Source organism: Clostridium sp. DMHC 10 (assembly GCF_001270375.1).
Lineage (GTDB): Bacteria > Bacillota > Clostridia > Clostridiales > Clostridiaceae > Clostridium_S > Clostridium_S guangxiense.
The window spans coordinates 1606263-1617593 of record NZ_LGVB01000015.1 but is presented as its reverse complement, the minus strand read 5'-3'; the positions used below and the strand labels follow the sequence as shown (position 1 = coordinate 1617593).

General features: G+C 28.1%; 10 protein-coding genes and 2 pseudogenes. 11 read left to right on the top strand and 1 reads right to left on the bottom strand.

What is annotated here, in order from left to right:
- Positions 1-4 precede the first annotated feature (4 nt).
- From AGR56_RS09845 to AGR56_RS09810, 11 genes and pseudogenes are all read left to right on the top strand, one after another.
- On the top strand, positions 5-763 hold the full coding sequence (locus AGR56_RS09845; protein WP_053242110.1) for a DUF4391 domain-containing protein: 759 nt from the start codon (positions 5-7) through the stop codon (positions 761-763).
- Positions 764-790: 27 nt separating this feature from the next.
- Entirely contained in the window at positions 791-1564 is a 774-nt protein-coding gene (locus AGR56_RS23370) for a site-specific DNA-methyltransferase (RefSeq protein ID WP_347460452.1), read from the top strand.
- A complete protein-coding gene (locus tag AGR56_RS23365) occupies positions 1477-2742 on the top strand; it encodes a DNA methyltransferase (protein WP_347460528.1) in 1266 nt (421 codons plus the stop codon). The genes AGR56_RS23370 and AGR56_RS23365 overlap by 88 nt, the downstream gene beginning before the upstream one ends.
- A gap of 13 nt (positions 2743-2755) precedes the next feature.
- Positions 2756-5704, top strand: coding sequence for a DEAD/DEAH box helicase family protein (locus AGR56_RS09835; RefSeq protein ID WP_053242109.1), 2949 nt, complete (start codon positions 2756-2758; stop codon positions 5702-5704).
- 296 nt (positions 5705-6000) lie between these two features.
- A complete protein-coding gene (locus tag AGR56_RS09830; protein ID WP_053242108.1) occupies positions 6001-6375 on the top strand; it encodes a BlaI/MecI/CopY family transcriptional regulator in 375 nt (124 codons plus the stop codon).
- Positions 6376-6390: 15 nt separating this feature from the next.
- Positions 6391-7941 carry a M56 family metallopeptidase gene (locus tag AGR56_RS09825; protein ID WP_053242107.1) on the top strand — a complete coding sequence of 517 codons (1551 nt, stop codon included), beginning with the start codon at positions 6391-6393 and terminating at the stop codon, positions 7939-7941.
- A gap of 120 nt (positions 7942-8061) precedes the next feature.
- A pseudogene (locus tag AGR56_RS09820) lies at positions 8062-8217 on the top strand (IS256 family transposase); the annotation flags it as partial.
- A gap of 126 nt (positions 8218-8343) precedes the next feature.
- Positions 8344-8472, top strand: a complete 129-nt coding sequence (locus tag AGR56_RS22730) for a hypothetical protein (protein ID WP_278279602.1) — start codon at positions 8344-8346, stop codon at positions 8470-8472.
- Positions 8473-8538: 66 nt separating this feature from the next.
- Complete coding sequence (locus AGR56_RS09815) at positions 8539-9051, top strand: hypothetical protein (protein ID WP_053242106.1); 513 nt, start codon at positions 8539-8541, stop codon at positions 9049-9051.
- Positions 9052-9129: 78 nt separating this feature from the next.
- A complete protein-coding gene (locus tag AGR56_RS22725) occupies positions 9130-9261 on the top strand; it encodes a hypothetical protein (protein ID WP_278279601.1) in 132 nt (43 codons plus the stop codon).
- A 208-nt stretch (positions 9262-9469) separates the two neighbouring features.
- Positions 9470-10211, top strand: a pseudogene (locus AGR56_RS09810) (DUF1848 domain-containing protein).
- A gap of 160 nt (positions 10212-10371) precedes the next feature.
- On the opposite strand, the gene AGR56_RS09805 reads toward AGR56_RS09810, so the two are convergent.
- Positions 10372-11268, bottom strand: coding sequence for an aromatic acid exporter family protein (locus AGR56_RS09805; RefSeq protein ID WP_053242105.1), 897 nt, complete (start codon positions 11266-11268; stop codon positions 10372-10374).
- Between the last annotated feature and the right edge of the window lie 63 nt (positions 11269-11331).

The following is an 11331-nucleotide window of genomic DNA, read 5'->3' as shown; positions in this document are numbered from 1 at the left end:
AAACATGGTAGAGATACTTTATGAGAAAATGAATATACCATCGACTTGTAGGGTTTTTAATACTATTTTTAAAAAGCTATTTTATGAAAATAGTATTATGAATAGCATCGACAAAGAAATATTTACAAATCATATTGATAAAGTGGTATGGAAATATTCTTTCAAAGAAGAAACTTTAAATATAAAAGGATATAAAACACATGAAATAGATTATGAAGAAATAGCTTTAGTTGAAGTTTCATTAAATGAGGACAAGAAGTATAAAAGAATTGCAGAAATAATACAAAATACAATACCATATCCTCTGATTATTGTATTTGTTAAAGAAGATAAGATACTTTTAAATGCAGCTAATAAAAGAATTAATAAGGCTGATATAAGTAAAAACACTGTGGATGAGTATATATATAGCTCATGGATAGATACTTTAAATTTAAGCAAAAATGAGGGAAAATTTCTAAAATCATTAAATATAAGAGATTTTTCTTTTACAAATACATATAAATTTTATTTAAGCTTTGTAGAAAGGCTTGAAGTTTTTAATGCATCACAGTTTGCAGGTGATTTTGATAATTTAAAAAATAAAGACATAGAAGAAGTAAATAATTTAAATAATAAAATAGAGACTTTAAATAGCGAGATAGAAAAGCTAAGGGTAGAAATGAAAAAAGAACAGCATTTTAATAAAAGATTAGATATTAATATAAAAATAAAAAAAGTTGAAGTAGAGAAAAATAATTTAATTGAAAAACTAAAAGCATAGATAATACAGATATAGGGGGAAGACATAATGGATAAAATGAATGGATATAGCCTAGATATAGTTAAAGAAAATTTAGAAAGGCTAAGAGAAATATTTCCAGAGGTATTTTGCGAAGATAAAATTGATTTTGAAAGGTTGCAAGAGGCTTTAGGAGAGTACATAGAGGATAAGGATGAAAGATATAGGTTTGAATGGCATGGAAAATCACAAGCTGTAAGAATGGCTCAAACACCATCAAGGGGAACCTTAAGACCATGCAAAGAGGAAAGTAAAAACTGGGATATAACAGAAAATCTTTATATTGAAGGAGACAACTTAGAGGTCTTAAAATTACTTCAGAAAAGCTATCAAGGTAAAGTTAAAATGATTTACATAGATCCTCCTTATAATACTGGAAATGATTTTGTATATAAAGATGACTATAAAGATAATCTTAGTAATTATCTAGCTGTAACGGGACAAATTGATGAAGAGGGAAATAAAACAACTACAAATTCAGAAACGGGAGGGAGATTTCATACTAATTGGCTTAATATGATGTATCCTAGGTTGAGATTGGCTAGAAATTTGTTAAAAGAAGATGGAGTGATATGTATTTCGATAGATGAAAATGAGCATGATAATTTAAAATTTATATGTAATGAGATTTTGATGAATTTAATTTTGCAGGTGAAATTATTTGGAAAAATAGTAGTAAAAATGATCAAGATTATATTTCAATGCAACATGAATATATTATGTTTTATGTGCATAACAAGAACTTTAATAAAGGTGAGTGGAAAGAAAAAAAAGAGGGACTAGATGATATCTTTAGAGCTTTTGAAGGATTTCATAAGGAATGCGGAGACAATTGGGAGGAAATACATAAAAGAGCATTAAATTGGTTTAAACAATATCCAGAATCTAATCCAATTTCTAATAGCAAACATTATACATGGTTTGATGATATTAATGGAGTGTATTTTCCAGATAATATTTCTGGTCCCAATGATGGGCAATACGTGTATGATATTTTTCATCCGATAACTAAAAAGCCTGTAAAAAAACCCAGTAGAGGATGGTTTTGTCCCCTGGAATCAATGCAGATGAAAATTAAAGAAGGTAAAGTACATTTTGGAAAAGATGAAACAACAGTACCATGTTTAAAAACATATCTTAAAGATACACAGTACCAATCATTAACAAGTATAAAATTTAAAGATGGACGTTTAGCTTCGAAATATCTTAAAAATTTACTTGGAGGAAAATATTTCAGCAATCCTAAGGATTCAGATTTACTAGAGGGAATATTTAGGGCAATTGGATTAGAAAGAGAAGATATTGTTTTAGATTTTTTTTCAGGTTCTGGTACAACTGCTCAGGTAACAATGCAAATGAATACAAGGGATAATGGTAACAGAAAATATATAATGGTGCAAATTCCTGAAAAATGTGATGAAAAGTCAGAAGCATACAAAGCTGGATATGAAACTATTAGTGAAATAGGAAAAGAGCGTATTCGCCGTGCAGGAGATAAAATAATTGCAGAAAATGAAGATAAAGAAGGAATTAAAGATTTAGATATTGGTTTTAAAGTATTTAAGCTTGAGTCTTCAAATATAAAACCATGGAATCCTAAATTTGAAGATATTGCAAATAGATTAGATGAAATGGTGGATAATTTTGTGCCAGGAAGATCAGAGGAAGATGTAGTTTATGAAATAATGCTTAAGTATGGAATTGATTTGACATATCCTATTGAAGTTAAAGAAGTTAGCGGGAAGAAAGTATTTAGTGTTGGGGTTGGAGCTTTAATTATTTGTTTGGATAATGATATTACATTGAATGTGGTTAATGGCATTGTGGATCTAAAGAATGAATTAAAACCTGAAGCATGCAGGGTAGTATTTAAAGATAATGGGTTTAAAAATGATTCAGTAAAAACAAATATTATAGAAATTTTAAAGAGAAATAATGTAAATGAAGTAATGAGTATATAGGAGGGAAACTTAAATGAAGTTAAAATTTAATTCAAATTTAGACTATCAAAAAGAAAGTATCTCTTCTATAGTTGATATCTTTAAGGGACAAACTCCAGCGCAATCAAATTTTACAGTATCAGCTATGACAGATAAGGCGGGTACAGAGGGAAAACTTATAACTGATTTAGGTATAGGCAATAAATTAGAATTAGACGAAGATGATATTTTAACAAATGTAAGGCAAATTCAGCTGAAGAATGGGCTAAAACCTTCAACAGCAGAAGATTTAGGTAGGAAGCATTTTAAATTTACAGTAGAAATGGAAACTGGTACAGGAAAAACTTATGTTTATTTAAGAACAATATTTGAATTGCATGCTAAATATGGATTTACAAAGTTTGTAATAGTAGTTCCATCAGTTGCAATTAAAGAGGGTGTTGTTAAATCCATAGATATTATGACAGATCATTTTAAAGGATTATATGACAATGTAATATTTAAAGCTTATGAGTATAAGTCACAGAAGTTAGATATCATTAGAGATTTTGCTACAAGTGATAATATAAGAATAATGATTATGACAATACAGTCTTTTAATAAAGATACTAATGTAATTAATATGGATAATGAGAAAACAAATGGGGTTAAACCACTGGAGTTTATTAAAGAAACTAATCCAATTGTTATTATTGATGAACCTCAAAGTACCACCAGTACAGAAAAGGCAAAAGATTCAATTGAGTCTTTGAATCCATTGTGTACAGTTGGATATTCAGCTACACATAAAGATAAGTTTAATTTGATGTTTAGATTAGATGCTGTAGATGCTTATGAAAGACATTTAGTAAAGCAAATAGAAGTTGCTAGTGTTGTTTCAAAAGATCATAACAATACAGCATATATAAAATTTATAAGTGTAAACAATAAAAAATCACCAATTAAAGCTAAGCTTGAAATTGACAAGTGGGATGAGAAAAAGGGAACAATAGTAAGAACTGCAAAAGAGTATAAAGTAGAAGATGATTTGTATGAACTCTCTGGAAGAAGGGATATCTACAGAGGATATCAGATTACAGAAATTAATGCTAAAGAAGGGGACGAATATGTTTCCTTTGTTGGCCATGATTCTATACGTTTAGGAGAAGTTCTAGGAGAAATTCATGATAATATAATCAAAAGAACTCAAATAAGAAAAACAATTGAGGAACATTTAAATAAGGAGCTTAGGCTTAAAAAGGAAGGAATTAAGGTCCTTAGTTTGTTTTTCATAGACAAAGTTGCAAATTACAGATTTATAGATGAAAAAGGAAATAGGCAAAATGGAAAGTATGCAATTTGGTTTGAGGAGGAATATAAAAAAGCTATAGCAAATCCTAAGTATAAAACATTGTTTAATGATGTAGATGTAGAGACAGAAGCGGAGCGAGTTCATGATGGTTATTTTGCTAAAGATAAAAAAGGAAAACTAAAAGATACTAATGGTTCCACAGCTGCTGATGAAGATGCATATAACTTAATTATGAAAGACAAAGAAAAATTATTAAGTTTTGATACAAAGTTAAAATTTATCTTCTCACATTCAGCTTTAAGGGAAGGATGGGATAATCCTAACGTATTCCAGATATGTACATTAAATGAAACAAAGTCTGAAATGAAAAAAAGACAGGAGATAGGTAGAGGACTTAGATTAGCAGTAAATCAAGAAGGCGAAAGGGTATATGGTTTTTCTGTAAATACCTTAACTGTAATGGCAAATGAGAGCTATGAAGAATTTGCTAGAAGACTTCAAAATGAATATGAAGAAGATGAAGGTATTAGATTTGGAGTTGTTGAAGAACACAGCTTTGCAAACATTGTAATATCAAAAGATGGAGAGGCTAATTATTTAGAACAAGAACGTTCTGAAAAAATATTTGATCATCTAAAAAAATGTAAATACATAGATGATAAAGGAAAGATAACTGATAAGCTGAGAAGTGATTTAAAGGAACAAAAAGTAGATATACCTGAAGAGTTTAAAGCAATAGAAACTGAAATAATTTCTAAGCTAAAAAAGCTTTCTGGAAACTTAAATATAAAAAATGCAGAAGATAAAAAACAAGTAAAGCTAAATAAAATGAGATATTTGAGCTCAGAATTTAAAGAATTATGGGATAGAATAAAATATAAAACAACATATTCAGTTGAATTTGATTCTAATAAACTTATATGTGAATGTGCAGAGGAAATAAAGAATAATATTAAGGTTAATAAGGCTAAGTTAGTTTACTCAAAAGCAGCAATAGATATAACTAAATCTGGAACTGTAACAGAAGAAAATAACAGATACAGCATTGATATAGAGGAGCGAAACTTTGTACTGCCAGATATAATAACATTTTTGCAAAATCAAACTAATTTGACTAGGAGAACCATAGTAGAAATACTTAAAAAATCAGAGAGATTAGATGATTTTAAAAAGAATCCTCAGCAGTTCATGGATGAAGTGGCTAGCATTATAAAAAGAAAAATGAGGTTAATGATAGTTGACGGTATTAAATATGAAAAAATAGGTAATGATAAGTACTATGCTCAAGAGTTATTTGAAACCGAGGAGTTAAGTGGATACTTATCAAAGAACATGATAGCAAGTGATAGATCAATTTATAATTATATTATCTATGATTCAGAAGTAGAGGCAGAGTTTGCTAGAAGATTTGAAAATAATGAAAGTGTAAAAATGTATGTTAAATTGCCAGATTGGTTTAAAATTCCAACGCCTTTAGGAAACTATAATCCAGATTGGGCTGTATTAATAGAAAAAGAAAATGTAGAAAAATTTTATTTTGTAGTAGAAACAAAAGGAAATATTTTAGCAGAAGAACTAAGAGAAAGAGAAAATAAGAAGATAGAATGTGGTGGTAAGCACTTTGCGGCACTAGGCAATAAAGTTGTATTCAAAAAAGCAGATGATTTTAACAAATTTATTGAAGGTATATAGGGGGAATATTATGGCGCAGCATATATCCATTAGAGTTCCTTGGCATGACAACGGCTGGAATGGAAATATTTGTAATGTTGGCGGTATTTCTAGTAGAAAATAAATAAGTGGTAAATTATATGGTGTAAGAAAAAATAAATGATCATTCGAAAACTTGAATGGTCGTTATTTTTTAGTTATTCTTTTTGAATAGATTGGGATTAATTTGTTTATTTTTCCTTTTAACTATTGACAAAAATGTCCTACAAGTGTAATCTATAAACGTGGATTACATTTGTAGGTAAGGAGGGGTATATTTGAAAAATTCACCTAAAATATCAGATGCCGAATGGCGTATTATGCAAGTTTTATGGAATCAGCATCCTGCTACTTTTTCAGAAATTATAGAAGGGCTTAATGAAAATTGTGATTGGAGTCCTAAGACAGTTCATACGCTTATAAGCAGATTAGTAAAAAAAGGGGCTATTGATGTAATAAAAGAAAAGAAAAACTATCAATATTTACCAGCTGTTACAGAGGATGAAATGATGAATTTAGAGACAGAATCATTTATAAATAAAATATATCAAGGATCTGTTAATTTATTTGTCTCAAACTTTTTAAAAAAACAGAAATTAAGCAAAGACGAAATATCAGAATTAAAAAAAATATTAGATGAAAATATGAAGTAAAGGAAATGATAAGATATGTATATAGTTTTTTCTTTATTTCTTCAGACAATTAAGTTATCGGTTATGGCTACAGTAGCAGCTATTATTATATGGCTTATAAAATTATTATTAAAAAATAAACTTAGTCCAGCTTGGCACTATTATATATGGTTTATTATTATAATTAGATTGCTATTACCGTATTCATTAAGCAGTCCATTTAGCATCTATAATACTGTAAATATTGATAAAAATATCACAAGCAACATTATAAATACAAGCAATACGCAGATTACAAATAATCCAGCTTATATTTATACAAAAATTAATGTTAATAATAGTTTTAATCAAGATAGTAATCAAAATATTTTGCATATATTAAGCATAATATGGATTGCTGTTCTAGCGATTGGTGCTATATATCTATTATGCATATACACAATATTTTGTTTTAAAGTTAAGTCAGAGGAATCATTTAGAGAAGTTGAAATTTGTGACACTTTAAAGCAGTGCAAGAAAGCAATGAAAGTAAGATGCAATATACAGATAAAAAAATCTAATAGTGTAAAGACACCGTGCATAATAGGCTTAATTAAACCTGTTATATTAATACCCAAATACATGACTCACAAATTAACCAATGAAGAAGTAAAATATATAATTATTCACGAACTTACACATTTTAGGCGCAAAGATACTTTTGTAAATTGGCTAATTACATTATTAAATCTTATCCATTGGTTTAATCCAATATTGTACTTTTCATTTAAAAGACTAAGGCAAGATTCTGAAATAGCCTGCGATGCCAAAGCATTAAGTTATATAAAGAGTAACAATCATAAAAAATATGGTGATACAATTATTAATTTAACATCACTTGTTTCGTCTTTTGATGTAAAGCCGTGGGAAGTTCCGATGGTAAGTAAATCTGAAATAAAAAGGAGAATTATTATGATTACTAAATTTAAAAAGAGAACATTAATTGGAACATTAGTTGGAGTAGTTGCTGCATGCATTATAGGTGGCAGTATTTTAACTAATGCAAAAATTTTAAATACAAGCAATAATAAAGCTGCACAATCTAAGGTTAGTACAAATAAAGTCGCTCATGTAAAAACTACTAATAAAGATCAAAAAAATAATACTACTGCAGCACTAGATAGTAGCAATTCTTCTACTAAAAATCAAACTAATACAAATACTGTACAGAATACTCAAAAACAGAATGTAAATGTATCAACAAAAAACAGTTCTAATACGCAAGCAGCTAGTACAAGTAATAAAAGTACAGCTAACAATTCTAGTCAAGAAGATAATTATACGTCTGAAGAAGCAGCAATTGCAGCTATAAATTATGAGTTAGGATCAAACAATAAAATAACTACTGTTTCAAATGGTCCAAGTGGTGATGGATATTCTAATTTTTCTAATGGTGATATAGCTGCTACTGTCTTTAATTCTATAACTAAAAATGGAAAGAAATATTATAGTGTTCGTTTAACTAGTCAGTCAATGAAAAAGAATGGCGGAACAGGAACTATAGATAATTTATTTATTGCAAAGGACGGAAGTATTTATAGAAATTAGCCTTAAAAGGGGAAAGTAGATTTAGTTTGTGAATAACAAACTAATATCTACTGTTTTTTTGTATAATGGGTTGGTAGTTTTGGAACAATATACTATAAAAATATAGGAGTAATATTTATCATGAAACCAACTGATGAAGATTTTGATTACAAAGCAGAAATAAAAAAATGTAAAACTATCGATGACGTTATGGGTAAAAACGGACTAATCCAAAGATTAGTCAAAGATGTTCTAGAAAATATACTTGAAGCTGATATGGATGAACATCTAGGAAGATTCTCTTTATGCCAAGGGAATGTCTACAAGTGACAATTGTTTTAGATTTTAAATCATTTATTTTATCATGTTCTTTTGTTTCAATTCTTTTTCGGACCACTTTTTTAGGATGTAGCAATATTATTATTGTCAGCACAACAGATATTAACCGAATCAGAAATGAGTCTTTTAAAAGATAGAATAATAGCTGAAGATATAAAAAAAAATATTTTTGTAATTAACTTTAAAGATAGGATTAATACCGAAGAAGCTTAGCAAAAGATAATAGATTATGCCAAGGAGCATCTGCTGGGAGAAGTATTTGAAAACCCTCGAATATTCATGGTATCAGCCAAAGGGGCATTAAATTATAAAAGGGCACAAAATAATGAAAGTGTAAAAGGTCCAATTTTGCCTATAGAAAACACAGGATTTTTAGAGATTGAGGAATGTATGTCAGAATTTTTAAGTGTGGAGGCAGGAAGAGGAAAATTACTTAAGTATATTCAAAAGGCTGTGAATTTAACAGGACAATTAAGCAAGGATAACATAAGTATATCTCTTGCTGCCCTTGACATTGGGTTAAAAGATATTGAAAAAAAAGTAAATAATATTAGAAACGAATTGATTAAAGTTAAGAACGATGGATATAAAGCTATTGAGGAGTTACATGTATCATTAATAAATTCTGAAAATGAATTGATTAAGAACATTAAAGATGAAATAAAAAAGATATCAGATGCTGCAGTAAATGCTGTAGAAAATTATAATGAAGAACTAGATGAAAAGGAATTGGCTAAGCATATAGAAGAGGCAGTTGCACCGATGCAAACTTTTACTAGAAATGCAGTGTAAATTAGCTGACATAAATAAAAGCTTAAAGGAAATATATAATGAAGTGGTTCTTTAGCCGTATTTAATGGAGGGATATAATTGGATAAGTTTAATGAAGAAAAAATTCAGTTAGAAGGTATGATAAATAAGATTTATAGCAATATAGAATCAGTTTTGCCTGAATCATATGAGAAAGAATATGCAAAAAAATTTATTAACAGATTTGCATGATGAATTATATACAGTCAGATGGTAATGGAAATAGATAGCTTGGATGTAGATTTGTTAAAGTATAAGGAGCAAATTAACAATGGTATAATTTATAATAATAAAAAATTATTTAGAATATAAAAGTATCTAGATAATACTTCATTCATCTTAAAATCTATTAAATTAGACTAATAAAGACCATATAAATTATAGGGAGGGGTTAGATGGAATGATTGTTAGTGTAAGCAGGAGAACTGACATACCAGCATTTTATAGTAAATGGTTTTTTAATAGGATTAAAGACGGATTTGTATATGTAGTAAATCCATTTAACGCAAAACAAGTAAGTAAAATAGAACTTACACCTAAAACTGTAGATTGTTTTGTATTTTGGACAAAGGATGCAAAACCAATGTTAGAAAGATTGGATGAAATAAAAGATTTCAAATATTATTTTCAATTTACTATAACAGCATATAGAAATGACGTGGAGAAGGGAACAAGAGCAAAGAAGGATATTATAAAAACCTTCAAAGAACTTTCCAGTAGGATAGGAAAGGAGAAAGTAATATGGAGATATGACCCCATATTACTAAATGACTTTTATACTAAAGAATACCATTATGAGCGGTTTGAAAAGTTTTGTAAGCAGCTTGCAGGATACACAGATAAGTGTGTTATAAGTTTTTTAGATTTATATAAAAAGACAGATAGATGTAAAAAAAGATGATACACAAAGGGAAGTATGCGGGTGTGTAAAAAGTGTAGATATTGAACAGTATAATACTTGCAAACATCATTGTCTATACTGCTATGCAAATTTTAATAATCAATTAGTCCAAGATAATTGGCTAAAGCATAATCCTAATTCACCTATGTTAGTAGGAAATTTAAGAGGTGATGAAAAAATAACTATTAGAAAAATGAAATCTATAAAAGAATTTACTCAACAGATGAGTTTGTTTAAATAGTTAATTTTATCTTTATTAAAAGCAGGTGCACTACTATTTACATAACAATTATTATGTAAATACAAATCAATGTTAACTAAAATATTAATTCAATAAAAATTTTAAAAGTAAGTACTTTAAAAAATCTCCACATAGCTTATTTATGTATGTGGAGATTTTTTTATATTTTCATAATAAATTCATCCTTGGTTATATTATTCTCAATCAAAGATTCCAATATATTTAATAATTCGCCTACATGATAATTATATACAATAAGTTCATCCGTATAGGTGCCTTCATGTGAGGGGACTTTTTTATTAAATATGGCTTCTATTTTTGCTGCATTGTCCTTATTTAAATTTTTACTATGTTTTAATGAATTTAATATATTTAAAGAGTAATAAGCTTTGTTAAATTGAGTTATCATACTTTTTATATTATCTATTTTTATTGCAGTTTCCTTAGAAAATCTTATTTCTTTGCTGTAGGTAGTTATATAGTTTTCTAATTTATTTAATTTGTCACTGTACTCTTTTAAATTTATTTCTTCATTATAAATAGTGTTTTTGCCGAATATTATAAATAGATGATCTATTACAGTATTACATTGATGTATTATTTTACCCACATATTTAGGAGGTATAAAAATATAATTTACTGCTAATGCAATGGTGATACCAAGCAGAGTATCTAAAAGCCTATTAAAGCTGTATGAAAAAGGATTTCTGCCATTTAAATTTGTCATTATAGCAGTAAAAACTATGCATGCAATACTTATGGATTTATTCCAATTTAATATATTACATATGTAGATGATAATTATAATACCTACACCGCATAATAATATATTTCCAGGTAAAACAAGCGAAAATAAAAGACCTATCATAGCACCTACGAAAGTTCCAAACATTCTGTTTCTTCCAGCAATATAGGAATCAGTAACGGAGGAACTCATTGATATTACAGCGGCTATAGCAGCATAAAATGGGTATTCCATCTTTAGTAATCTAGATACTAAAACACATAAAAATACAGATAGAGCAGTTTTTATATTTCTCATCCCAATAGGTTTCATTTAATCACCTCATAAAATTTAAAATACCTTAATATTATAGTATAGTTAAGCAAAATATTCAAA

Bases quoted from the DNA above. Each gene is read 5' to 3' on its own strand.
- AGR56_RS09845 (WP_053242110.1), top strand. From the start codon at position 5: ATGGTAGAGATACTTTATGAGAAAATGAATATACCATCGACTTGTAGG.
- AGR56_RS23370 (WP_347460452.1), top strand. From the start codon at position 791: ATGGATAAAATGAATGGATATAGCCTAGATATAGTTAAAGAAAATTTA.
- AGR56_RS09835 (WP_053242109.1), top strand. From the start codon at position 2,756: ATGAAGTTAAAATTTAATTCAAATTTAGACTATCAAAAAGAAAGTATC.
- AGR56_RS09825 (WP_053242107.1), top strand. From the start codon at position 6,391: ATGTATATAGTTTTTTCTTTATTTCTTCAGACAATTAAGTTATCGGTT.
- AGR56_RS09815 (WP_053242106.1), top strand. From the start codon at position 8,539: ATGGTATCAGCCAAAGGGGCATTAAATTATAAAAGGGCACAAAATAAT.
- AGR56_RS09805 (WP_053242105.1), bottom strand. From the start codon at position 11,268: ATGAAACCTATTGGGATGAGAAATATAAAAACTGCTCTATCTGTATTT.